We start from the raw sequence: 23,583 nt of genomic DNA, 5'->3' as shown, positions 1-23,583 counted from the left end.
AAGGAATGTCAGGTGCCCGACGGCAGCCAGCGCTGCGCGAGTTTCACGAAGTAGCTGGCACCGATCGGAATGATCTCGTCGTTGAAATCGAACGAGGTGTTGTGAATGATGCAAGGGCCGGGCCCGTGACCGTCGAGCCGGTGGTCGCCGTCACCGTTGCCCAGAAACGCATAGCAGCCGGGCCGCGCGATCAGCATGTGCGCGAAGTCTTCCGCGCCCATCACGGCGGGAAAGTCGTCGGTGACCATGTCGTCGCCCACCACCTCGCGCATCACGCCCGCGGCAAAGCGCGCCTCCGCCGGATGGTTCACCGTGGGCGGGGACGAACGGTTGAAGAACACCTCCGCCGTGCAGCCGTGCGCCGCCGCCACGCCCGCGGCCACCTCGCGCAGGCGGGCCTCGATCTTGTCGATGGCGTCGATCGAAAAGGTGCGGATGGTGCCGCCCACCGTGGCCACGTCGGGAATGACGTTGGGCGCGTCGGAGCCCTGCAGCTGCGTGACCGCGAGCAGCGCGCGCTCGGTGCTGGGAATGGTGCGCGCCACGATGGTCTGCAGCTGCTGCGCCAGCGTGACCACCGCGGCCACCGGGTCGATGCCCGTGTGCGGCATGGAGGCATGCGTGCCGCGCCCGCGCACGGTGATCTTGTAGGTGTTGCTCGAGGCCATGAGCGCGCCTTCGTTCAGCGCGAAGCGGCCCACGTCGCCCACGGGAAAGTTGTGCAGCCCGAAGACCGCGTCGCACGGGAAGCGCTCGAACAGGCCCTCGTCGATCATCTTCTTGGCGCCGGCCTTGCCCATCTCCTCGGCCGGCTGAAAGATGAAGTTCACCGTGCCGTCGAAGTCCTCAGGCCCCTGCTGCGACAGGTGCCAGGCGGCGGCCAGCAGCATGGTGGTGTGGCCGTCGTGGCCGCAGGCGTGCATGCGCCCGGGGTTTGTCGACTTGTGGGCGAAGTCGTTGGCCTCGTGCAGGGGCAGTGCGTCCATGTCGGCGCGCAGGCCGATGGCGCGCTGGCCCGTGCCTTTGCGCAGCACGCCGACCAGGCCGGTGCCCGCAATGCCGCGGTGCACCTCGATGCCCCAGCCCGTCAGCAGGGCCGCCACCTTCTCCGAGGTGCGGTGCTCCTCGAAGCCCAGCTCGGGGTGGGCGTGGATGTCGCGTCGGATCTCGACGAAGCGCGCGGCGTTGGCAAGGAAGGCGTCGGCAATGTTCATGGCGGGGCTGCGAAAGTCGTTCGTGGAAGGGGGAAGCGAACGATTCTGGCGCAGCCGCCCGCGGCGCGTAAGCGGGAATGCGCGGTTTGTCCGGGCAGGCCTGGGATGGCGCGGTTTGTCCGGGCAGGCCTGGGATGGCGCGGCTTGTCCGGACAAGCCTGGGGGCGCGGCCTACCCAAGCCGGCCTTCCTGCCGCAGCGTGGTGCCGATGCGCCGGATCTCGGCCTCGCCCTGCTCCAGCGTGGCCCGGCTGGTGTGCACCGAGTAGTGGCCCATCACCAGGTCGTGCGGATGCTTGGCGGCCGAACCCAGCACGAAGCGCGTGTCGCCTTGGGCGACGAAGTCGATCGCGTCTTGCGATTCTTCGAACACCGCGAGCTCGCCGGTGCCAACGGGGTCGCTGCGTGGGTCGCCCACATCGACAGCACCCGCGCTCACCGCCACCCAGCCCACCGTATGCCCCGCCGGCGGCACATAGCGCCAGCGCTCGCCGTCCTTCAGCTCGACGGCCAGGTAGTTGATGGGCGCCGGTGCCGCGATGGCGCTTTGCGCCGCGCCGTGGCGCCCGAGCAGCACGCGCACCGGGCCCTCCTGCGGCACCTGCGCGGGCGCGAGGTACATGCTGTGCGCCGGTGCGTTTTCTTCCGACGCCGGCAGCGCCACCCACAGCTGGAAGCCGCTCACGCGCGCCACGCCCGGCGCGGGCGCGCCGGTGTGCCACACGCCGTTGCCTGCGCGCATCCACTCGACACCGCCACCGTGCAGCGTGCCGCGCTCGCCGGTCGTGTCGTCGTACAGCGTGTCGCCCTCCATCAGGTAGGTCAGCGTGGCAATGCCCGAGTGCGGATGCAGGCCGAAGCCCTTGTGGCCGCCCGTGGTGTCGAAGCCGAACAGGTCGAGGAACACGAAGGGCTTCAAGAACTCGCCCAGGTCGCCCGGGCTCATGAGCCGCGTGATGCCGCCGTGGCGCGCGCCGCGCGTGCGGTGAACGATGGCGCGGGGCTCGGGGGCCTCGCGGATGTCTTGGCCCTCGCGGGCGGAGGCGACGGCGGTGCGGGCTTGGGTCTGAATCATGGGGTGCTCCTTGGATGAATCGAGGGGAGAAGGCATCAGGCGCCGGCGGTTGCCAGCCGCGACACGGGCCGCAGGCGCCAGGCCACGAAGGCCGACAGCAGCGCCAGCACCACCGCCGGCGCGGGGTTGCCCCCGATCAGCACCAGGTGCGTCGCAATGGCGCACACCATGGTCGCGGCCAGCAGCAGGCCGCCGAAGAAGCCGGTGGCGGGCACCAGCAGCAGCACCACGCCGGCGAGCTCGACCAGGCCGGTCACGTAGCGGAACCACTGGCCGAAGCCGATGGCGTCGAACACCTGCACCATCTGCGGCACGCCGGCCAGCTTGGCCGCGCCCGCCATGCCGAAGGCCACGGCCAGGAGGATGCGAAGGCCCCAGACGATGCGGCGCTGGGTACGTTGAGCAGAAGAAGAGGAATGTGTGGAAGTCATGGGCACAAGGTTAGGCATGCACCCATTGATCGACTAGACGGTAGAGTCGTATTGCACTCGTCCAAATTCAGAAGGAATCAAACCCCATGTTCGACCTCAACGACATCGCCATGTTCGTGCAGGTGGTGCGCTGCGGCAGCTTTGCCGAGGCCGCGCGGCGGCTGGGCCTGCCGCCCAACACCGTGAGCCGACGCATTCAGCAGCTCGAGGCGCAACTGGGCACCCGGCTCATGCAGCGCTCCACGCGCAAGCTGACGCTGACGAGCGCGGGGGAGGCGTTTCATGCGCGGTGCGCGGGGGCGGTGGATGGGTTGCTCGAAGCCGGGCAGGAGCTGGTGGCCGGCGGGCAGGCGCCGAGCGGGCTGGTGCGGGTGGCGGCGCCGGCGGACTTCTTCGATTTCTTCCCAGTGGAATGGGTGGCGGACTTTCTGGCGGCGCATCCGCTGGTGAGGCTCGACTTCGTGCTCAGCGACGCGACCGCCGACCTGATTGCCGAACAGATCGACGTGGCGTTTCGCGGCGGCGTGCTGCGCGACTCGGGCTACATCGGCCGCCGCCTGGCCACGCGCGACGGCGGCTTGCTGGCCAGCCCCGCCTACCTGGCGCGGCGCGGCGAACCCGCGAGCCTGCAGGACCTGGCCCACCACGACTGCGTGACGCCGCCCCACCCGAGCGGCCACACCACCTGGCGCCTTGCCGGGCCCGACGGAGTGGAAGAAGAGGTGCAGGTGACGGGGCGCTTCACCGGCAACACCGCACAGGCGCTGCGCAAGGCCGCGCTGGCCGGACTGGGCATCGCCCAGCTGCCGCCGACGATGGCCACGCGGGACGAAGAGGACGGGCGGCTGGTGCGGGTGCTGCCGCAGTACCGGTATATGGGGCGGGGGCTCAGCGTGGTGTATCCGAGCCGCAGGCACCTGCCGCTGGCGGTGTCGGCGTTCATTGAGTTGGTGACGGGCAAGCTGGACAGCGCGGAACTTCTGGCCGAGATTGCGCCGTAAGCTCCCGTCTTGCGCGCCACTCAAGCTCGAGTTGGCGCCCCTGAAAAAGCAGATGGACATCTATTTGAAAGAGTTCGGTCATGCGTGATGCGGCGAACGAAGAAGAAGCAACTTCGGGTCAGGGAGAACTGGTGCTCTACGCCACGCAGGACGGCAGTGCCCGTTTTTTTCTGCGTGCGAAGGACGGCACCGTTTGGCTGACCCAGATGGAACTGGCGGCGCTGTTCCAGACCTCGGTTCCGAACGTCAACATCCACATCAAGAATGTGCTCGACGAGGGCGAGTTGTTGCCCGAGGCAACTGTTAAGGAAGACTTAATGGTTCGAACCGAAGGCAAACGCGAGGTGCGGCGTCCAGTGAAGCTCTACAGCCTGGACATGATCCTGGCCATCGGCTATCGGGTGAAGTCCCCGCGCGGCACGCAGTTTCGCCAATGGGCGACGGCGCATTTGAAGGAGTACCTCGTCAAGGGCTTCGTCATGGACGATGTCCGGCTCAAGGACCCAGAAAGCTGGGACTATTTCGACGAGATGCTGCAACGCATCCGCGACATACGGGCATCGGAAAAGCGCTTCTACCAAAAGGTGCGCGACGTCTTCGCGCTGTCGGTGGACTACAAGGACGACCCGGCTGCCGTGGGGCTGTTCTTCGCCGAAGTACAGAACAAGATGTTCTATGCGGTCACGCAACAGACCGCCGCCGAAATCGTCGTCCAACGCGCCGACCCCGGCGTACCGAACATGGCACTGACTGCCTGGAAGGCAGGGCGCGTGCGCAAGGCCGATGTGATCATCGCGAAGAACTACCTGGACGCCGACGAGATCGGCCACCTCAATCGCATCGTTACGCTATTTCTGGACTTTGCGGAGCTTCGCGCCGAACGACGCAAGGATCTGCGCATGACGGACTGGCGAGCCTACGTCGACACCTTCATCGCGTTCAATGAAAGCCCGTTGCTGCAGGGCGCGGGGCGCATGAGCCACGACGCAATGGTCGAGATCGCCCACGAGCGGTATGAAAAGTTCGACGCGAAGCGCCGCGCGGCCGATGCGCGGGACGCCGACGCACAAGACCTCGAGGAACTGGCGCAGGCGGAACGCGATCTGTTGGCGAACAAGGGCGAACGCGGGGCTTTGTGAGGGTCGGTCTTGCAGAGGTGGCCGCGCATCAGAATGCGCGAAAATTCATTGAACCGTATCCGTCAGGCAATCACTCCATGAAAATCGAAAAAGACACCGTCGTCACCATCAAATACAAAGTCTCCGACGCCCAGGGCAAGCTCATCGAAGCCAGCCCCGAGCCGATGGCCTACCTGCATGGCGGGTACGAGAACACGCTGCCCAAGATCGAGGCAGCGCTCGACGGCAAGGAGAAGGGCTACCAGGCCGTGGTCGACCTCTCGCCCGAAGACGCCTTCGGCCAGCGCGACGAGTCGCTGGCGCGCAGCATCCCCAAGTCAGAGTTTCCGCCCGGCGTGAAGATCGGCGGGCAACTGCAAGGCCGCCTCGACGACGGCACCGAGCATGTGTTCACGGTCGTGAAGATCAAGGGCCCGGTCGTGCTGCTCGACGGCAACCATCCCTGGGCCGGCAAGGCGCTGCGCTTCAGCCTGCAGGTGACCGACGTACGCGCGGCGCTGCCGGTGGAGATCGAGCATCGGCATGTGCATGGGGCGCACGGGCACCATCACTGACCTGACAACTGAAAAAGGCCGGGCCGACAGGCGCGGCGCCGCTCAGCGCTTCTTCCAGAACCTCCGCGCCCCCTCGATCTCACCCAGCGCCTTCCGGCAGCCCTTCGCACCCGCCGCATTCCGCGCGCTGAACCACCCCACCGCAAACCACGCCCGCGCATCGCGCACGGTCGCCTCGCGGTACAGCGCCAGCGCCACCGCCTCGTCGTTGAACGCGCCCAGCGCGTCCTGCGCGGGCCGCAGCGCTTTCAGGTAGCGCTCGGCGCCGTCCTTGTCGTTCCCCTCGAACAGCGGCGCCACAAACTCGGCCAGGTAGCGCAGGCGCTTGAGCCGCTTGCGCACGCGGTGCTGGGCGTCGGTGGCCAGCGACTCGAAGCGCTTGCCGTCGCGCACGGCCTGCCGGTGCAGCCGCTGCAAGCGCTTGCGCAGCAGGCGGCGCACTTCGTCGGCGCTGGCGCCGGTTCCGGCCGTGGCCGTGGCCGTGGCCGCGTCAGAGGGCGCCGATGCCACCGCGGTGAAACCGATCAGCGACACCAGCACGTTCTGGAACGCCGCCTCGCGCACCACATCGCCGGGCGACGGCGTGCTGTGCGCCGCGTCGCCATCTGCATCGCCCGCCAGCGGATCGAACTCAGGCCCACCCGCCTCGCGCAGCCGGGGCTGCGCGAGCTTCACCACCTGCTCGCGGTCGCGCACCGCGCCCAGCGCGCGGAAGGCGTCGGCCAGTGGGGGCGCCCACTCTGCGGCGGCCTCGGCAAACGCGCCATCCGCACCGAGCCCCGCCAACTCGCGCAACGCCGTGCGCAGCCGCCGAATGCCGATGCGCAACTGGTGCACCTGCTCTTCGTCCGTGCTGCCCGCCGCAATCTCGCTCGCGTTGGGCAGCATCTGCGCCAGGCACGACGCGACGACGGCCTGCTGCAGGCCGCGCCCGTCCGGGTGCGGCGTGGCGAAGCGCGGAGGCTCGGCCTTCACCGCTTGCACGTTCGCCTGCGCGGCCAGCAGCCGCGCGCCGCGCTCGGCCTTCGACACGGTGCTGAACCACAGCCCGTGCTGCTGCGACCAGCGCCGCGCGAGCAGCACCAGGCCCTGCACGTCGCCGCGCTTCAACTCCAGCTCCAGCTCGCACACGGGCGATTCGCGCTGCTCGGGCGTGCCGGCGTGGGCCACGACCTTGCCGACGTCCAGCGCCATCTCGACCACCGCGCCGCCAAGCCCCGCCACCCGCACGTCGCGCGTGAGCCGCACGATGTCGGTCGACTGGCGCTCGACCAGCAACCCGCCACCACCCTCGCCCAGCAGCCTGGCAAGCCGGTCGCCCACGGGCGTGCCCTGGTGGCGCAGCGGATCGATGCGCGGTGCCGCGCCCGCCGTGCCCAGGTCGACGTTGTGCTCCAGCCGGTGCAGCGCGTTGTCGCCCGTGGCCTTCACGGTCTGAACCCAGCGCGGCCCCTCCTTGCGCAGCCGCAGCACCATGCCGTCGGCGGCCAGGCGCAGGTCGGCGGTGTCGAAATAGCGGGCCTGCAGGCGGGTGCGCACGACGGCGCCGCGCTTCAGGGCGGCCTCCACGGCCTTCAGGCGGCCGGCGGGAATGCAGAACTTGAACTCGATTTCCATAGCCGCCGATGATGCGCGCGCCGCGCTGGTCACCACACCCGAATCCCTTGCCGCAAATTCATGTGGACGGCGCCCGGTCTGTTTGATATGGTTTGTGGACGGCGTACACAACACGTCGGCAAGCTTCCATCTTTTCGCTGCCCCACCTCCACTTTCATCGACACAGGACGACCCCCATGGCCACCAAGCAGATCTTCGTGAACCTCCCCGTCAAGAACCTGGAGAAGACCAAGGCCTTCTTCACCGCGCTGGGCTTCAGCTTCAACCCGCAGTTCACCAACGACAGCGGCGCGTGCATGGTGGTGCAGAAAGACAGCATCCACGTGATGCTGCTGACGGAGCCGTTCTTCAAGACCTTCACCACCAAGCAGATTGCCGACACCGCCACCAGCACCGAGGTGCTGCTGTGCCTGTCCTGCGAGAGCCGCGCGGAGGTCGACGATCTGGTAGCCAAGGCCAAGGCGGCCGGCGGCACCGTCCCAAGCCAGCCGCAGGACCACGGCTTCATGTACGGGCACGGCTTCCAGGACCTCGACGGCCACCTGTGGGAGCTGGCGTTCATGGACCCGAACGCCGAAATGCCGAAGCAGTAACCACGGCCACGCCGACCGGGGCAAGCAGGCACGCAGGAGAACAACGATGCCCATCGTTCCATACGCGCTCTTCACTGTTGCACGCAAGGCCCCTACCGGACGGGCGCCGCGCCCCGACATTCCTTCCACCGGCAAGGCAACATCGGCCCTGCCCCCCATGGAAAGGAACATCGGCATGTCCGACGACAACACCCCACACAACAGCCCCCGCATTGACCAACGCCACGGCCCGGTCCTGCAGGTCGCGCCCCTCGGTTTCCCCTGGCAGACCATCGACCCGTTCCTGTTCTGCGTGTACCACGACGACGCCTACCCCAAGGCCAACACCCAGATGGGCCCCGAGGCCTCGCTGGCCGGCCGCCAGATCGGCCAGGACTTCAGCCGCAAGGACGGCTGGAGCATGTACCACGGCGACACGGTGCCGGGCTTTCCGTCGCACCCGCACCGCGGCTTCGAGACGGTGACCATCGTGCGCAAGGGCCTGGTGGACCATTCCGACTCGCTGGGCGCCACCGCGCGCTTCGGCGGCGGCGACGTGCAGTGGCTCACGGCCGGCAAGGGCATCGTGCATTCGGAGATGTTTCCGCTGCTCGACGCCGGCGCGCCCAACCCGCTGGAGCTGTTCCAGATCTGGTTGAACCTGCCGGCGCGCAGCAAGATGGCCGAGCCGCATTTCACGATGCTGTGGTCCGACGCCATTCCGCGCTTTGCGTCCGACGACGCCAAGGGCGGCCGCACCGAGGTGGCGGTGATCGCGGGCCGCCTGGACGACGGCGCCAGCGGCCAGGAGCCGATTCAGCCGCTGGCGCCGCCGCCCGATTCGTGGGCCGCGCAGGCCGACGCCGACGTGGCCATCTGGACGCTGAAGATGACGCCCGGCGCGCAATGGACGCTGCCGGCCGCCACGGGCGAAGGCACGCGGCGCATGCTTTATTTCTTCAAGGGCGCGGTGGCGCACGTGGGCGGGCAGCGGGTGCAGGGGCCGGTGGCCATCGAGTTGCGCGCTGACATGGCGGTGGAACTGGCCAACGGCCCGGACGACACGGCAGAGTTTCTGGTGCTGCAGGGCCGCCCGATTGCCGAGCCGGTGGTGCAGTACGGCCCCTTCGTGATGAACACGCAGGCCGAGATCAACCAGACCATGGCCGACTACCGCCGCACGCAGTTCGGCGGCTGGCCCTTCGACGACGCGGCGCCGGTGCACGGCCGTGACATGGAGCGCTTTGCCAAGCACCCGGGCGGGCGCGAGGAAGTGCCCACGGTCTGAGCCGCCAGCCGCTTCAGAGGGTCTTCAGCACCTCGGCGCCCAGCGCGGTCATGCTCGGAACGAACTCCAGCACGTCCGCGCGCGCCACGCCGTTCTGCACGAACGGGTCGCGCGCCAGCACGGCGTCCAGCGCCTCGCGGTCGCCCGAGCGCGCCAGAATCACGCCCCCCTTGCGCGGCACCTGTCGCCCCGAGGCCACGAAGAGGCCGCTGGCGTAGTGCTTCTTGAGCCAGGTGACATGCGCGTCCATCAGCGCGTCGAGTTGCTCGAGCGGGCGGACGTAGGTGAGGGTGACGATGAACATGGCGGTTCGTCGGGAGTCCAGAAGCCCCCAATCCTAGGGGCTTGGCGCGGTGCCTGACGCGCCAAGGTGTGCGCACCCGTAACCGGTGCTGTCCCGGGCTGTTCCGGGCTGTCCCCGGCTATTCGATCGCCACGCCACCTTCTTTCACCAGCCTGGCGAACTTGGCGGTCTCTTCGCGGATCTGCCGCGCCATTTCTTCCTGCGTGCCGCCCAGCGGCTCGGCGCCGATGGCCTGCATGCGCTGGGCGAAGTCGGGCGAGCGAATGATCTTCACCATCTCGGCGTTCAGCCGCGCCAGCACGTCCTTGGGTGTGGCGGCCGGCGCCAGCACGCCAAACCAGGTGCCGATGTCGAAGCCCTTGAGCCCCGCTTCTTCCAGCGTGGGCACGTCGGGCAGCACCGACGAGCGCCGCGCCGTGGTCACGGCCAGCGCGCGCAGCTTGCCGCTCTTGATGTGCTGCAGCACCGGCGTGATGGTGTCGAAGGACATCGCCACCTGCCCGCCCAGCAGGTCGGTGGTGAGCGGGCCGCTGCCCTTGTAGGGCACGTGCAGCAGCGTGGTGCCGGTGCTGGCCTGAAACTGCGTGCCGATGAGGTGCTGCGTCGTGCCGTTGCCGTTGGAGCCGTAGGCCAGCTTCTCGGGCGTGGCCTTGGCCAGCGCAACCAGCTCGGCCACGTTTTTGGCGGGCGTCTGGGCCGCGTTGACGACCAGCACGTTGGGCACCATGGCCACCACGGTGATGGGCGCCAGGTCTTTCTGGAAGTCGTACGGCAGCTTCTTGTAGACGCTGGTGGCAATGGTGTGGTGCACCGCGCCCATCAGCAGCGTGTAGCCGTCGGGCTTGGCCTTGGCCACGTAGTCGGCGCCCAGCGTGGCGCCGGCGCCGGGGCGGCTTTCGACCACCACGGGCTGGCCGAGCGACTGCGAGAGCTTGTCGGCCAGCGCGCGCGCCAGCACGTCGGTGGTGCCGCCGGCGGGGAAGGGCACCACCAGGCTGATGGGCCGCGTGGGCCAGGCGGCGGGTGGCTGCTGCGCGAAGGCCAGTGCGGTGGCACCCAGGCCCAGGCCAAGCGCCACCGCGGTGGCCCGCAGCACGGTGCGCCGACGGCGCGCGTCGAAAGAAGCGTTCATGGTTTGTCTCCGGCTCGTTGTTCGGGTGCGCGCATCGAGGCGCGCGAATACCGTGGGGTCGCTCGAATCGCTGAAAGGCCTCAGGCCGCAAGCTGCAGCGGCTCGCCGGCAATGTGCGCGCACACCGCGCGCGTCACCTGCGCGGTGGTGGCGTTGCCGCCCAGGTCGCGCGTGTGCAGCAACGGGTTGGCCGTGACGTGCTCCACCGCCTGCATCACGCGGCGCGCGGCCTCGGCCTCGCCCAGGTGCTCCAGCAGCATCACCACCGACCAGAAGGTGCCCACCGGGTTGGCCAGCCCCTTGCCCATGATGTCGAAGGCCGAGCCATGAATGGGCTCGAACATCGACGGGTAGCGGCGCTCCGGGTCGATGTTGCCGGTGGGCGCAATGCCCAGGCTGCCCGCCAGCGCGGCGGCCAGGTCGCTGAGGATGTCGGCATGCAGGTTGGTGGCCACGAGGGTGTCCAGCGACCCAGGCCGGTTGACCATGCGCGCGGTGCAGGCGTCGACCAGTTCCTTGTCCCACGTCACGTCGGGAAACTCCTTGGAGATCTGCAGCGCAATCTCGTCCCACATCACCATGGCGTGGCGTTGCGCATTGCTCTTGGTCACCACGGTGAGCAGCTTGCGCGGCCGCGAGCCGGCCAGCCTGAAGGCGAAACGCATGATGCGTTCGACGCCCGCGCGGGTCATCATGCTGACGTCGGTGGCGGCCTCTATCGGATGGCCCTGGTGCACGCGGCCACCCACGCCGGCGTATTCACCTTCGGAGTTCTCGCGCACGATCACCCAGTCGAGCTGGCCCGGCGCGCAGCGCTTGAGCGGACCGTCGATGCCCGGCAGGATGCGCGTGGGCCGCACGTTGGCGTACTGGTCGAAGCCCTGGCAAATCTTCAGGCGCAGGCCCCACAGCGTGATGTGGTCGGGAATGTGCGGGTCGCCGGCGGAGCCGAACAGAATGGCGTCTTTCTTGCGCAGCGCGTCCAGGCCGTCGGCCGGCATCATCTCGCCGTGCGCACGGTACCAGTCGCCGCCCCAGCCGAAGTCTTCGAACGTGAATTGAAGGGCGCCGCCGGAGGCCGCGGCCAGCGCCTGCATCACCTCGCGCCCCGCGGGGATCACTTCCTTGCCAATGCCGTCGCCGGGAATGGTGGCAATGCTGTAGCTGCTCATCGATGTCCTCTTGAATGTGCTGTGCGTGTGCCATGCATGTGCTGCACGAAGCGCCCACTGTAGGATTCGATGCGCCGAACAATTCACGCCCGAAGTGAATCCACTCTTAACTTCAGTTCAACAGTGAGGTGGCCATGGTGTCCCCCGTCCAGCCCGCCGACCTCGGCTTTTTCTCCACGCTTGCGGCCTGCGGCAGCCTGAGCGCCGCGGCGCGCGAGCTGGGCATCAGCACGCCGGCCGTGAGCAAGCGGCTTGCGCAAATGGAGGCCCGCCTGGGCGTCACGCTGGTGAACCGCACCACGCGGCGCATGAGCCTCACGCCCGAGGGCGAGCTCTATGTGGCGCACGCGCGGCGCATCCTCGGGGAGATCGACGACATGGCGCAGCTGCTGGGGGGCGCCAAGGGCGAGGCACAGGGCCTGCTGCGGGTGAATGCCACGCTGGGCTTCGGGCGCAGCCATGTGGCGCCGCTCATCTCCAAGTTCGTGCGCAAGCATCCGCAGGTGGAAGTGCAGCTGCAGCTGTCGGTCAACCCGCCGCCGCTGACGGACGACGCTTTCGACGTGTGCATCCGCTTTGGCGCGCCGCCAGAGGCCCGCGTGATTGCGCGACGCATTGCGTCGAACCGGCGCCTGCTGTGCGCCTCGCCGGCCTATCTGGCGCGCGCCGGCACGCCCAAGGTGGCGAACGACCTCACGCACCACCGCTGCATCGGCATCCGCCAGGGCGACGAGGCCTATGGCGTGTGGCGCCTGAGCACCGGCCGCGGCGCGGCGCAGCGCACCGAGGCCGTGAAGACGCGCGGCGCACTGAGCACCAACGACGGAGAGATCGCCGTCAACTGGGCGCTGGACGGCCACGGCATCCTGATGCGCGCCGAGTGGGACATTGCGCGCTACCTGCGCAGCGGCCGGCTGGTGCAGGTGCTGGCCCACTGCCGCACGCCCGATGCCGACATCCACGCGGTGTACCCGCAGCGCCACCAGCTGTCGGCGCGCGTGCGCGCGTTCGTCGACTTCATGGCGGCGGCGCTGGGCAAGGACGAGGCCGAGCCTTCTTAGGCTCTTTAGCCCCTTTCTGCGCTCACCCGCCGCTGAGCACCGACACCACCAGCCACACGTTGGCCGCGCCGATCACGCCGAACAGGCCCCACGCCAGCGACTTGACCACCGGCCCGTTGGCGAACGCGCCCATCATGTCGCGCCGGCTCGTGAAGCGAATCAGCGGCCACATCGCAAAGGGCAGCTGAAAGCTCAGCACCACTTGGCTGAGCACCAGCATCTTGCCCACGCCGCCGTCACCGAACCACCACACGCCGGCCCAGGCCGGGCCCAGCGCCAGCAGGCGCGTGATCAGGCGGCGCTGCCAGCACGGAATCTTCAGGTCGAGAAAACCTTCCATGATGATCTGGCCCGCAATGGTGCCGGTGAAGGTCGAGCTCTGCCCCGAGGCCAGCAGCGCAATGCCGAACAGCGTGGCCGCCAGCGCGCTGCCCACGATGGGTTCGAGCAGCCGGTAGGCGTCGTCGATCTCGGCCACCTCGCGGTGCCCCGTGGCGTGGAAGGCGCTGGCCGCCAGCACCATGATGGCCGCGTTGACCAGCAGCGCGAGCGACAGCGACACCACCGCGTCGAGCGTGCAGAAGCGCACCGCCTCGCGGCGCGCCGCGTCGGTGTCGGCCACCAGGCGCGTCTGCACGATGGACGAATGCAGGTACAGGTTGTGCGGCATCACCGTGGCGCCCACGATGCCGATGGCCAGGTACAGTGCGCCGGGCTGGTGCAGCCTTTCCAGGCTGGGCGCAAAACCCATGGCCACGCCGAACCAGTTGGGCGGCGCCATCGCCAGCTCCACGACAAAGCAGCCCGCGATGGTGACGACCAGCCCGAGCACGATCGCCTCGACCCGCCGGAAGCCCGCACCCTGCAGGCCCAGCACCAGCAGCGTGTCGAACGCCGTGATGCCGATGCCCACCGGAATCGACACGCCGAACAGCAGGTGCAGCGCCAGCGCGCTGCCCAGCACCTCAGCCAGGTCGCAGGCCACGATGGCCAGCTCGGCGCCCAGCCACAGCAGGCGGTTGACCAGCGGCGGGTAGTGCGCGCGGCAGGCCCGCGCCAGGTCTTTCTGCGCCACGATGCCCAGGCGCACGCACAGCGTCTGCAGCAGCATGGCCGCCAGGCTCGCGAGCAGCACCACGAACAGCAGCCCGTAGCCGAAGCGCGAACCCGCCTCGATGTCGGTCGCCCAGTTGCCCGGGTCCATGTAGCCCACCGACACCAGCAGGCCGGGGCCGGCATAGCGCATCAGCTTCTTGAAGAAAGGGAGGTCTTGCGCAACGGCAACGCTGCCCTTCACCTCGGACGGGCAGAAGGGCGCGGTGGCCGTGCGGGGCAGCGGAAAGAACATGCGCGCGATGATAGGGACAAGGCCGCGTTGTTGTCGCGGACCGGACCGGTGCGGCGGGCCCTGATCTTTTAGGCTCGGGCGTTGCACCCCATTCAACCCAGGAGACTTTTTCAATGATTCATGTCGTCGCCGTCATCACCGCCAAGCCGGGCCAGCGCGCCAGACTGCTCGAGGCCTTTGCCGACAACCGCGCGGCCGTGCTGGCCGAAGAGGGCTGCATCGAGTACGGCGCCACGATCGATGCGCAAGGCATCCCGACCTCCAAGGCCAGCTTCGGCCCCGAGACCTTCGTCGTGATCGAGAAGTGGGAAAGCCTGGCGCACCTGCAGGCGCATGGGGTGGCACCGCACATGAAGGAACACGGCGCAAAGACCAAGGAATTCGTCGAGAGCCGGCTGATTCACGTGCTCGAACCGGTCTGAACAGGCGCACCGCGGCGCGCGCAAGCCCGGCTTCGCGCGCGGCGCGATGCGTGCTACCTTCGCGCCGGGAGCACGCGCCACCAATGCACGATGCATGCATTCAGGGGCCTGGTGGAGAGAGGGAGGCGAAGGCATGGCGATCTTTCGTTCGCAGGGTTTGCGCGGTTCGACTGGCTTGCGCCACTGGCCAGGTTCCCGCGCCCTGTTCGCATTCGGCGCGCTGACCGCGGCCGTTCTTGCCACCGGCTGCGCGCCGCTGCTGGCGCCGCCCTACGCGGCCGACTACGAAACGCTCGACCGGCTGGAGGCCACGCGCCCCGGCAAGGTCGCGCTGGCCCGGGCCGAGCCCACCGACGCAGACGACAAGGTCAACACCGTGCGCCTGCGCAGCGCCAGGCTGGTGTCCCCCAGCGGCAGCTTCGCGCAGTACCTGCAGGACGCGCTGATGCGCGACCTGAGCGAGATTGCCGTCTACGACCCGAAGGCGCCCACGCACATCGCGGCACGCGTGCGGGTCAACGACATCGACCTTGGCGTGATCAACGGCACCGGCCGCATGGAGGTCGAGCTCACCGTCACGCGCGACGGCACCCAGCGCCTGCGCAAGACCTACCGCGCGCAGACCGCCTTCGACTCCAGCTACGCCAACATCGTGGCCGTGCCCGCCGGGCAGGCCGCCTATCCGCGCCTGGTGCGTGCCCTGCTGCGCGAGGTGTATGCCGACGCGCAGTTCGTGGCCGCCATCGGCCGCTGACCCCACAGGCCTGGAGGCACTCCGATGTTGTTCTTCACTCTTCCAATGACTGCGATGCGGCGTGGTGTGCTGATGGCCTGCGCGAGCATTGCAGCCCTGCTCGCGGGCTGCGTGCACCCGATCACCATGATCACCGAGACCGCACCGGCGCGATCGCAGGCGCACTTGGTCCCGAAGAAGGTCGCCTACGTGATGACCGACGCCGACCGCGACCTGGAGGTAATCACCCCCGGCGGCAGCGGCGACCGCGTGAGCTACTACCCGTACCGCGACCTGGAGAAGTCGATTCGCGATGCGCTGCGCGCGGTGTACCGCGACGTGGTGGTGCTGCGCACCGCGGGCGATGCAAGGGCCAACGAGGCGGCCGGCGTGTCGCTGGTGTTCTTGCCGCGCATCAAGACAGATTCAAGCTCCACCTCATGGATCAGCTGGCCGCCCACCTCGTTCACGGTCGAGGTGTCGTGCGTGGTGACCGACGCAGCGGGCGCAGAGGTGACGCGCGTGCGCGCCACGGGCGACGGCACGGCGGCGTTCGGTGAGTTCAAGGGCGACTTCGGCCTGGCCGCGAGGCGGGCGGCGACGCGGTTGACGTCGCAGTTGGGGAGTGAGATTCGAAGGGATGAGAAGTTGCGTTGAGCCCGCAAGGCGGCTTGCAACGCCCATGAAAAAACGCGCCCTCGGGCGCGTTTGTCATTCAAGCCGCGAAGCCTTACTTCGACACGACCTTCACCATCTCCAGGCACTTGTTCGAGTAGCCCCATTCGTTGTCGTACCAGCTCACGAGCTTCACGAAGGTGCTGTCCAGCGCCAGGCCGGCTTCGGCGTCGAAGATGGAGGTGCGCGGGTCGCCGCGGAAGTCGGTGGCCACCACCTTGTCTTCCGTGTAGCCCAGCACGCCCTTCAGCGCGCCTTCGCTCTGTGCCTTCATTTCGGCGCAGATTTCCTTGTACGTGGCTTCCTTCTCCAGCTCGACCGTGAGGTCGACCACCGACACGTCGGAGGTCGGCACGCGAAAGCTCATGCCCGTGAGCTTCTTGTTGAGCTCGGGAATCACCACGCCCACGGCCTTGGCCGCGCCGGTGCTCGAGGGAATGATGTTTTCCAGAATGCCGCGGCCGCCGCGCCAGTCCTTGTTGCTTGGGCCGTCCACGGTCTTTTGCGTGGCGGTGGTGGCGTGCACGGTGGTCATCAGGCCGCGCTTGATGCCCCACTTGTCGTGCAGCACCTTGGCCAGCGGGGCCAGGCAGTTGGTGGTGCAGCTGGCGTTGCTGATGATGGCTTCGCCGGCGTACTTCTTGTCGTTCACGCCGTAGACGAACATGGGGGTGTCGTCCTTCGAGGGTGCCGACAGAATCACCTTCTTGGCGCCCGCGTCGATGTGCTTTTGCGCCGTTTCCTTGGTGAGGAACAGGCCGGTCGATTCGAGCACCACGTCCGCGCCCACTTCGTTCCACTTCAGCTGCGACGGGTCGCGCTCCTGCGTCAGGCGGATCTTCTTGCCGTTCACGATCAGCGTGTTGCCTTCAACCGTCACTTCGCCCTTGAAGCGGCCGTGCACCGAGTCGTACTGCAGCATGTAGGCCAGGTACTCGGGCTCGAGCAAGTCGTTGATGGCAACGATTTCGATGTCGTTCTTGAAGTTCTGCACCGCTGCGCGCAGCACGTTGCGACCGATGCGGCCGAAGCCGTTGATACCGATTTTGATAGCCATCTGACTTGCTCCTAAGGTTGAAAAACTTGTTGTCGTGAACCGGTGGAAAGAACCGCCGCGAAACGATCAGTCGCGCAGTGCGGCTTCCACCGTGGCGGCCACGTTCTCCGCCGTGAATCCGAAGTACTTGAACAGCTCCGGCGCGGGCGCCGATTCGCCGTACGTGTCGATGCCCACGACCGCGGCGCAGCCGTACTTCCACCAGCCGCCGGTGCAGCCCATTTCCACGGCGATGCGCGGCAGCTTCTTGGGCAGCACGGCCTTCTTGTAGGCCAGGTCCTGGCGGTCGAAGGTGGTGGTCGAGGGCATCGACACCACGCGCACGGCAATCTTCTTCTCGGCCAGCAGCTTCTGCGCGGCAATGGCGAGCTGCACTTCGGAGCCGGTGGCGATGATGACGGCCACGGTCTTCTTGCTCTTCAGGCCCACGGCTTCGGGCTCGGACAGCACGTAGGCGCCGCGGCTGATGTCGCCGAGCTCGTTCTTGGGGATGTAGGCGATGTTCTGGCGGCTCAGCAGCAGCGCGGTTGGGCGCGTCTGGTTCTGCAGCGCCACGGCCCAGGCCACGGCGGTTTCGGCCGTGTCGCCCGGACGCCAGACGTCCAGGTTGGGAATGAGGCGCAGCGAGGCGGCGTGCTCGATCGACTGGTGCGTGGGGCCGTCTTCGCCCAGGCCGATGGAGTCGTGCGTGAACACGTGGATCACGCGGTGCTTCATCAGCGCGGCCATGCGGATGGCGTTGCGGCTGTAGTCGCTGAACGTGAGGAAGGTGCCGCCGTAGGGGATGTAGCCGCCATGCAGCGCCACGCCGTTCATGATGGCCGCCATGCCGAACTCGCGCACGCCGTAGTTGATGTGGCGCCCGATGGTGCCGTGCGGTGCCTCGACCGGGGCTTCTGGCTTGGCTTCGTCTTCCGCGCCCTGCTTGGCTTCCACCGCCGGCATGTTCATGACCACGGCGCCGGTCTTGGGGTCGAAGCGCAGCGCGGGCGTGCTCTTGGTGTTGGTGAGGTTGGAGCCGGTCAGGTCGGCGCTGCCGCCAAGCATTTCGGGCAGCGCGGCAGTGAAGGACTCCAGCGCGAGCTGGCTGGCCTTGCGGCTGGCCACGGTTTCGGCCTTGGTGTGCGCGGCCACCACGGTGTCGAACGCCACCTGGTGGAAGTTCTTGGGCAGCTCGCCCTTCATGCGGCGCGTGAAGTCGGCGGCCAGTTCGGGGAACGCGGCGGCGTAGGCGGCGAACTTCTCGTTCCACTCGGCTTCGGTCTTGGCGCCGGCGGCCTTGTGGTCCCAGTCGGCATACACCTCGGCCGGAATTTCGAAGGGCGCGTAGTGCCAGTCGAGGGCGTCGCGCGTGAGCTTGATTTCTTCGGCGCCCAGCGCTTCGCCGTGGGCCTTGGCGGTGCCGGCGCGGTTGGGGCTGCCCTTGCCGATGACGGTCTTGCAATTGATGAGCGTGGGCTTGTCGGTCGACTGCTTGGCCTTGGCGATGGCCTTGGACACTTCGGCGGCGTCGTTGCCGTCGATGGGGCCGATCACGTGCCAGCCATAGGCGTGGAAGCGTTCGGCCACGTTGTCGATGTACCAGGGCTTGACCTGGCCGTCGATGCTGATGCCGTTGTCGTCGTACAGGGCAATGAGCTTGTTCAGGTGCCAGGCGCCGGCCAGCGCGCAGGCTTCGTGGCTGATGCCTTCCATCATGCAACCGTCGCCCAGGAAGGCGTAGGTGTGGTGGTCGACGATGTCGTGGCTCTTGCGGTTGAACTCGGCGGCCAGCAGCTTTTCTGCCAGCGCAAAGCCCACGGCATTGGTGATGCCCTGGCCCAGCGGGCCGGTGGTGGTTTCAACGCCGGGGGTGACGTCGACTTCGGGGTGGCCGGCGGTCTTGCTGTGCAGCTGGCGGAAGTTCTTCAGCTCGCCGATGGGCAGGTCGTAGCCGGTGAGGTGCAGCACGGCGTACAGCATCATCGAGGCGTGGCCGTTCGAGAGCACGAAGCGGTCGCGGTCGAACCAATGCGGGTTTGCGGGGTTGTAGCGCAGGTGGTCGCCCCAGAGCGCGACAGCCATGTCGGCCATGCCCATCGGTGCACCCGGGTGGCCGGAGTTCGCTTGTTGGACGGCATCCATGGCCAGCGCGCGAATCGCGTTGGCCATCAGGGCTTGGTTTGCCATGGGCATAGGGCTTTCGGGGGAAAAGGGTGGGTGGGATTGGGGGGAACCCGCGATTTTACCGGGCCGGCCCGACCGGGCGTCGATACGGCCTGAACACCCTGGCGATGTTCTTGTGCCGCGGCCGGACTGCTAGAGTCGCCACCCATGCATGGGCTGCACCTCACCGCCGACCTCCACGACTGCCAATGCGGCCTTCAATGGCTCACCGACAAAGAGGCGCTGGGCGCGGTCTGCCTGAAGGCGGTGGGCGCCGCCGGCCTGCAGGCGGTGGGCCAGCTGGTGCACGGGTTTCCCGCCACGCCAGCCGGGCCGGGCGGCGTGACCGCCACGGTGCTGCTGGCCGAATCGCACCTGTGCATCCACACCTGGCCCGAGCAGCGCGGGGTGACGCTCGACGTGTACGTATGCAACTTCGGCGGCGACCATTCGGCCAAGGCGCGCGCGCTGATGGACTGCCTGGTGTCGCTGTTTCAGCCGCTGCACAGCGAGCGCAACGCGCTGCAACGCGGCCGGGTCGCAGCGTGACGGCGGTGGCCCCTGTGCGCGGGACCGTGCGCGCAATGGTTTTGGCGGCCGGCCGCGGCGAACGCATGCGCCCGCTGACCGACACCTGCCCCAAGCCCCTGCTCGACGTGCGCGGCAAGCCCCTGATGCAATGGCCGATGGACGCGCTGGCCGCCGGCGGCTTCACCGAGCTGGTGGTCAACACCGACTGGCTGGGCACGCAGATTTCAGACCGCTTCGGCCCCACACCCTTGTCCGGCAACGGTGTGGCGCTCTCGATTTCGTACTCCGACGAAGGCCGCGACTTCGGCGGCGCACTTGAAACAGCCGGCGGCATCGTGCGTGCGCTGCCCCTTTTGGGCGATGTGTTCTGGGTGGCGGCGGGCGACGTGTTCGCGCCCGGCTTCGTGTTCACTCAAGCCGCGGTCGATGGCTTCCTGTCCAGCGGCAAGCTCGCCCACCTGTGGCTGGTGCCGAACCCGGCGCACAACCCGAAGGGCGATTTCGGCCTGGCGAGCAATGGCCTGGCGCTGAACACGGCGGAAGAGAAATTCACTTTCTCGACCATCGGCCTGTACCGCGCCGCGCTGTTCGCACCGCCGTATTGCGACATTGCGAGCGGCAACCCCGGCGGCATCAAGGCGCCATTGGCGCCCATCCTGCGTGCGGCCATGAACAACCAGCAGGTGAGCGCCGAGCTCTACACCGGCCCCTGGACCGACGTGGGCACGCCGGAGCGCCTGCGCCAACTCAACGCCGAAGAACCGCAGACAGCGCCGGCACAGCACCCATGACACTCGCGCCCCTGCCCGACGCCTTGCGCCTGCTGCCGCAGCGCCTGCACGACCTGGCCCTGCAAACCGGGGCCGAACGCAACGGCGGCGAGCCCGAAGACCCGCTGAGCGTGCCGCTCTACGAAAGCGACTTCACGCGCGTGAGCCTCGCGCCCATGCGCCAGGGCTGGCACGTCGAGTACTTCGGCGAAACCTGGGACGAGCCCTTCGACGAAACCCTCGCCTGCCTGAGCCGGCAGGACGTGGCCGACTGCATCACCTCGCTGTCGTTCAGCGGCCCGGACAGCGGGGCCAACGGCACGCGCGACTGGACTTTCACGCCGCTGCTCGACAGCCCCGTGCGCTTTCCCCGCCTGCGCTCGCTGTTCATCAAGCCGACGCAGCCGGAAGACCACAACCAGTCGCTCGTGTGCGCGAGCGGCCGCATCATGGAAGAGGGCGGCGACATCGCGCGCTGGGTGCGCAAGACCCCACACCTGAGCGAACTGACGGTGCCCAACGCGCCCAACGCCAACTTCTTCGGCGTGCCGCTGCCGCAACTGAAGTGCTTGTGCGTAGGTGCTCATTTCGACACGCAGCAGTTCATCAAGAACCTTGCCTTGGCGCGGAACATGCCGGGCCTCACGCTGCTGGACTTTGCAGAATCCACCGAGCAGCAGATGGTGTGGCCGGCCGACCGGGCGCCGGGCAGCATCACGGCCTTCGAAGATTACGAAGCGCTGCTGAAAGGCCCGCTCGGCGCGCAACTGCGCGTGCTGAGGCTGCGCAACACCTGCCTGGACCTGGCGCAGCTGCAGCACCTGCAGGGCCTGCGGGCGTCGCTGCAATTCATGGTCATCCAGTCAACGATCGGCGGGTACGTCAGCCACTTTGCGCAGGATGTGTTCCCATGGCGGCATCTGGTGCCCGCGGACCCCGGACTGGCACCGTATCGAAAGTGAAACTCCATGCTCAATGACACCAAGATCTACGCCGAGCGCCGCGCGCGCCTCGCTTCGCAACTGGGCAAGGACGGCGTGGCCATCATCCCGACCGCGCCCGAGCGCCAGCGCAACCGCGACAGCGACTTTCTGTTTCGCCACGACAGCTACTTCTACTACCTGACCGGCTTCACCGAGCCCCACGCCTGGCTGGTGCTGGCAGGCGACGGCCGCGCCACGCTGTTCTGCGCGCCCAAGGACCTGGAGCGCGAGATCTGGGACGGCTACCGCCTGGGCCCCGACGCGGCGCCCGCCGAGCTGGCCCTGGACGACGCCTTCTCCGTCAACGACCTGGACGCCAAGCTGCCCAAGCTGCTGGAAAACAAGTCGACCGTGTGGTTTCCCTTTGCCACCCACAAGGGCCTGGAAACGCGCATCGACGGCTGGCTGCAGTCGGTGCGCGCGCGCGTGCGCTATGGCGCGCTGTGCCCCGAGGAGCAACGCGACCTGTGCGGCCCGCTCGACGAAATGCGTCTGGTGAAAGACGCGCACGAGCAGGACGTGATGCGGCGCGCCGCGCAGATCAGCGCGCGCGCCCACATTCGCGCGATGCAGCTGTCGGCGCGCATGCTGCGCGAAGGCAAGGACGTGCGCGAGTACCACCTGGACGCCGAGCTGCTGCACGAGTTCCGCCTGGGCGGCTCGCAGTACCCGGCCTACGGCTCCATCGTGGCGGCCGGCGCCAATGCCTGCGTGCTGCACTACCGCGCCGACGCCGCGCCGGTGCGCCCGGGCGAGCTGGTGCTGATCGACGCGGGCTGCGAGCTCGACAGCTACGCCAGCGACATCACGCGCACCTTTCCGGCCAACGGCAAGTTCAGCGGCCCGCAGCGCGCGCTGTACGACCTGGTGCTGCAGAGCCAGTACGCCTCGGCCGCCGCCACCAAGGCCGGCAACCGCTTCAACGACCCGCACGACGCGGCCGTGAAGGTGCTGGCGCAGGGCATGCTCGACCTGGGCCTGCTCGACGCCGACAAGGTGGGCGGCGTGGACGACGTGATCGACTCGCGCGCCTACTTTCAGTTCTACATGCACCGCACCAGCCACTGGCTGGGCATGGACGTGCACGACTGCGGCAGCTACGTCGAGCCCACGCAGGTGGGCGAGGTGAGCGAGCGCAAAGATCCGCTGTCGAACGAAGTCATCAAGAACCGCCCGAGCCGCATCCTGCACCCGGGCATGGTGCTCACGCTGGAGCCCGGCATCTATGTGCGCCCCGGAGACGGCGTGCCCGAGCAGTTCCACCACATCGGCATTCGCATCGAGGACGACGCGATCGTCACGGCCACGGGCTGCGAGCTTATTTCGCGGGGCGTGCCGGTGGACGCGGACGAGATCGAGGCTCTGATGCGGGCTTGAGCGCCCGCAACTCCGCCTCCCAGGGCGCGGGTTGCGGCATTGCCAGGGCCTGGCCCTGGAGCCAGTCGCAGAACTGCCGCGCCGACGCTTCCCTGGCCCCGCTGCGCCTGGCCACGTAGCGGTAGCCGCTGGCCTGAAAGCCCAAGGGCGCGACCAACCGCCCCGCCCGCACGTCGTCCATGACGAGGTGCCAGGGCGCGATGCATAGGCCCAGGCCACCGATGGCTGCTTCGAGCGTGAAGTAGTAGTGCTCGAACTCGGTCCCTCGCACCGCCTGCACTGCCGCGCCGACCGACGCGCACCACATCGCCCAGGCATTGGGCCGCGTGCGGGTCTGCAGGATCGCCCGGCTCGCGAGGTCGGCCGGCGCGCCGATGTGCCACTGGCGGGCGAGTGCCGGGGCCAGCACCGGGCCGAGCAGCTCGTCGAACAGGAACACCTCGGCATCGTTCGCCTTGGCGCCTGCCTTATCGCCTGCCCTAGCGCCCACCTTCCCGCCCGCCTTCTCACCGCCCGTGACGCCGATCGCCACGTCGCTGCGGAGCGCGGGCAGGGCCGCGCTTTGGTCCGTGGCATTCAGCCGCACGTGGATGCCCGGGCGGCGTTCATGAAAGTCGTACAGGCGGGGAATGAGCCAGCGCATCGTGAAGGTGCCGAGGCAGGACACGTCCAGCGTGGTGTCCTGCGGGTAGCGCACGGCGTCCACCGCGTGTTCGATCTGCAGGAAGGCGGCCGACAACGCCGGTTGCAGCTGCTTGCCTGCCGCGGTCAGCGTGGGGCGGTTCTTCGGCCCCTCGAACAGCACGGTGCCCAGCGCCTCCTCCAGTTGGCGGACTTGCCGGCTCACCGCGCCGGGCGTGACGTGCAGCTCGGTGGCGGCCAGGGTCATGCGGCCCAAGCGGCCCGCCGCTTCGAAGGCGCGCAGCGCGTTCATGTGGCGCAGGTGCTGTTTCATGGTGAAGTGACTTTATGGCACATAGGCG

24 protein-coding genes are annotated in these 23,583 nt (G+C 68.2%); 13 read left to right on the top strand and 11 right to left on the bottom strand.

Annotation, left to right across the window (positions count from 1 at the left end):
• Positions 1 to 8 precede the first annotated feature (8 nt).
• From VLK31_RS13205 to VLK31_RS13195, 3 genes are all read right to left on the bottom strand, one after another.
• Positions 9 to 1,214, bottom strand: coding sequence for a M20 aminoacylase family protein (locus tag VLK31_RS13205; RefSeq protein ID WP_409168865.1), 1,206 nt, complete (start codon positions 1,212 to 1,214; stop codon positions 9 to 11).
• A gap of 171 nt (positions 1,215 to 1,385) precedes the next feature.
• Positions 1,386 to 2,288 (bottom strand): pirin family protein, encoded by a 903-nt coding sequence (locus VLK31_RS13200; protein ID WP_409168864.1) that lies wholly within the window; start codon positions 2,286 to 2,288, stop codon positions 1,386 to 1,388.
• A gap of 35 nt (positions 2,289 to 2,323) precedes the next feature.
• Complete coding sequence (locus VLK31_RS13195; protein WP_409168863.1) at positions 2,324 to 2,719, bottom strand: DoxX family protein; 396 nt, start codon at positions 2,717 to 2,719, stop codon at positions 2,324 to 2,326.
• An 86-nt stretch (positions 2,720 to 2,805) separates the two neighbouring features.
• Between VLK31_RS13195 and VLK31_RS13190 the strand changes: the two genes are divergently transcribed.
• The 3 genes from VLK31_RS13190 (at position 2,806) to VLK31_RS13180 (ending at position 5,413) form a co-directional block, all read left to right on the top strand.
• Positions 2,806 to 3,720 carry a LysR family transcriptional regulator gene (locus VLK31_RS13190; RefSeq protein ID WP_409168862.1) on the top strand — a complete coding sequence of 305 codons (915 nt, stop codon included), beginning with the start codon at positions 2,806 to 2,808 and terminating at the stop codon, positions 3,718 to 3,720.
• 80 nt (positions 3,721 to 3,800) lie between these two features.
• Positions 3,801 to 4,859 (top strand): virulence RhuM family protein, encoded by a 1,059-nt coding sequence (locus VLK31_RS13185; protein WP_409168861.1) that lies wholly within the window; start codon positions 3,801 to 3,803, stop codon positions 4,857 to 4,859.
• 77 nt (positions 4,860 to 4,936) lie between these two features.
• Positions 4,937 to 5,413, top strand: a complete 477-nt coding sequence (locus VLK31_RS13180; protein ID WP_409168860.1) for a peptidylprolyl isomerase — start codon at positions 4,937 to 4,939, stop codon at positions 5,411 to 5,413.
• A gap of 42 nt (positions 5,414 to 5,455) precedes the next feature.
• On the opposite strand, the gene VLK31_RS13175 is transcribed toward VLK31_RS13180, so the two are convergent.
• A complete protein-coding gene (locus VLK31_RS13175; RefSeq protein ID WP_409168859.1) occupies positions 5,456 to 7,030 on the bottom strand; it encodes a CHAD domain-containing protein in 1,575 nt (524 codons plus the stop codon).
• Between the two features lie 176 nt (positions 7,031 to 7,206).
• Here VLK31_RS13175 and VLK31_RS13170 point away from each other — a divergent pair, with 176 nt between their 5' ends.
• Entirely contained in the window at positions 7,207 to 7,623 is a 417-nt protein-coding gene (locus tag VLK31_RS13170; RefSeq protein WP_409168858.1) for a VOC family protein, read from the top strand.
• 175 nt (positions 7,624 to 7,798) lie between these two features.
• Positions 7,799 to 8,890, top strand: coding sequence for a pirin family protein (locus VLK31_RS13165; RefSeq protein WP_409169242.1), 1,092 nt, complete (start codon positions 7,799 to 7,801; stop codon positions 8,888 to 8,890).
• A gap of 13 nt (positions 8,891 to 8,903) precedes the next feature.
• On the opposite strand, the gene VLK31_RS13160 is transcribed toward VLK31_RS13165, so the two are convergent.
• The 3 genes from VLK31_RS13160 to VLK31_RS13150 all read right to left on the bottom strand — a co-directional run bounded on the left by VLK31_RS13160 (position 8,904) and on the right by VLK31_RS13150 (position 11,498).
• Positions 8,904 to 9,194, bottom strand: a complete 291-nt coding sequence (locus tag VLK31_RS13160) for a YciI family protein (RefSeq protein ID WP_409168857.1) — start codon at positions 9,192 to 9,194, stop codon at positions 8,904 to 8,906.
• Between the two features lie 118 nt (positions 9,195 to 9,312).
• On the bottom strand, positions 9,313 to 10,326 hold the full coding sequence (locus tag VLK31_RS13155; protein WP_409168856.1) for a Bug family tripartite tricarboxylate transporter substrate binding protein: 1,014 nt from the start codon (positions 10,324 to 10,326) through the stop codon (positions 9,313 to 9,315).
• Positions 10,327 to 10,406: 80 nt separating this feature from the next.
• The gene (locus tag VLK31_RS13150) at positions 10,407 to 11,498 is read right to left on the bottom strand and encodes a tartrate dehydrogenase (RefSeq protein WP_409168855.1); all 1,092 of its coding nucleotides are present in this window, start codon (positions 11,496 to 11,498) and stop codon (positions 10,407 to 10,409) included.
• A gap of 134 nt (positions 11,499 to 11,632) precedes the next feature.
• Between VLK31_RS13150 and VLK31_RS13145 the strand changes: the two genes are divergently transcribed.
• Complete coding sequence (locus VLK31_RS13145) at positions 11,633 to 12,559, top strand: LysR family transcriptional regulator (protein WP_409168854.1); 927 nt, start codon at positions 11,633 to 11,635, stop codon at positions 12,557 to 12,559.
• A 22-nt stretch (positions 12,560 to 12,581) separates the two neighbouring features.
• Here VLK31_RS13145 and VLK31_RS13140 read toward each other — a convergent pair whose 3' ends face one another.
• Positions 12,582 to 13,907: an Nramp family divalent metal transporter gene (locus VLK31_RS13140; protein WP_409168853.1), complete on the bottom strand. Its 1,326-nt coding sequence runs from the start codon at positions 13,905 to 13,907 to the stop codon at positions 12,582 to 12,584.
• Positions 13,908 to 14,020: 113 nt separating this feature from the next.
• On the opposite strand from VLK31_RS13140, the gene VLK31_RS13135 reads away from it, so the two are divergent.
• From VLK31_RS13135 to VLK31_RS13125, 3 genes are all read left to right on the top strand, one after another.
• A complete protein-coding gene (locus VLK31_RS13135; protein WP_409168852.1) occupies positions 14,021 to 14,329 on the top strand; it encodes a putative quinol monooxygenase in 309 nt (102 codons plus the stop codon).
• Between the two features lie 133 nt (positions 14,330 to 14,462).
• Positions 14,463 to 15,083: a hypothetical protein gene (locus VLK31_RS13130; protein WP_409168851.1), complete on the top strand. Its 621-nt coding sequence runs from the start codon at positions 14,463 to 14,465 to the stop codon at positions 15,081 to 15,083.
• A 24-nt stretch (positions 15,084 to 15,107) separates the two neighbouring features.
• Positions 15,108 to 15,719, top strand: a complete 612-nt coding sequence (locus tag VLK31_RS13125; protein ID WP_409168850.1) for a hypothetical protein — start codon at positions 15,108 to 15,110, stop codon at positions 15,717 to 15,719.
• A 73-nt stretch (positions 15,720 to 15,792) separates the two neighbouring features.
• Here VLK31_RS13125 and gap read toward each other — a convergent pair whose 3' ends face one another.
• Positions 15,793 to 16,794 (bottom strand): type I glyceraldehyde-3-phosphate dehydrogenase, encoded by a 1,002-nt coding sequence (gap, locus tag VLK31_RS13120; RefSeq protein WP_409168849.1) that lies wholly within the window; start codon positions 16,792 to 16,794, stop codon positions 15,793 to 15,795.
• 66 nt (positions 16,795 to 16,860) lie between these two features.
• Entirely contained in the window at positions 16,861 to 18,963 is a 2,103-nt protein-coding gene (locus VLK31_RS13115) for a transketolase family protein (protein ID WP_409168848.1), read from the bottom strand.
• A gap of 144 nt (positions 18,964 to 19,107) precedes the next feature.
• On the opposite strand from VLK31_RS13115, the gene VLK31_RS13110 reads away from it, so the two are divergent.
• From VLK31_RS13110 to VLK31_RS13095, 4 genes are read left to right on the top strand one after another with little or no spacing between them, the layout of a single operon-like run.
• Positions 19,108 to 19,488 (top strand): S-adenosylmethionine decarboxylase family protein, encoded by a 381-nt coding sequence (locus VLK31_RS13110; RefSeq protein WP_409168847.1) that lies wholly within the window; start codon positions 19,108 to 19,110, stop codon positions 19,486 to 19,488.
• 35 nt (positions 19,489 to 19,523) lie between these two features.
• Positions 19,524 to 20,261, top strand: coding sequence for an NDP-sugar synthase (locus VLK31_RS13105; protein WP_409168846.1), 738 nt, complete (start codon positions 19,524 to 19,526; stop codon positions 20,259 to 20,261).
• A complete protein-coding gene (locus VLK31_RS13100) occupies positions 20,258 to 21,202 on the top strand; it encodes a hypothetical protein (RefSeq protein WP_409168845.1) in 945 nt (314 codons plus the stop codon). Before VLK31_RS13105 ends, VLK31_RS13100 begins: the two co-directional genes overlap by 4 nt.
• 6 nt (positions 21,203 to 21,208) lie before the next feature.
• Positions 21,209 to 22,600 carry an aminopeptidase P N-terminal domain-containing protein gene (locus tag VLK31_RS13095; protein ID WP_409168844.1) on the top strand — a complete coding sequence of 464 codons (1,392 nt, stop codon included), beginning with the start codon at positions 21,209 to 21,211 and terminating at the stop codon, positions 22,598 to 22,600.
• Here VLK31_RS13095 and VLK31_RS13090 read toward each other — a convergent pair.
• Positions 22,542 to 23,555, bottom strand: a complete 1,014-nt coding sequence (locus tag VLK31_RS13090) for a LysR substrate-binding domain-containing protein (protein WP_409168843.1) — start codon at positions 23,553 to 23,555, stop codon at positions 22,542 to 22,544. The genes VLK31_RS13095 and VLK31_RS13090 overlap by 59 nt on opposite strands.
• Positions 23,556 to 23,583 lie beyond the last annotated feature (28 nt).

This window comes from Variovorax sp. H27-G14, assembly GCF_046156345.1.
In the GTDB taxonomy this organism is placed as follows: Bacteria; Pseudomonadota; Gammaproteobacteria; order Burkholderiales; family Burkholderiaceae_C; genus Variovorax.
The sequence above is the reverse complement of the archived record's forward strand: the minus strand, read 5'-3'. Positions and strand labels throughout refer to the sequence as shown.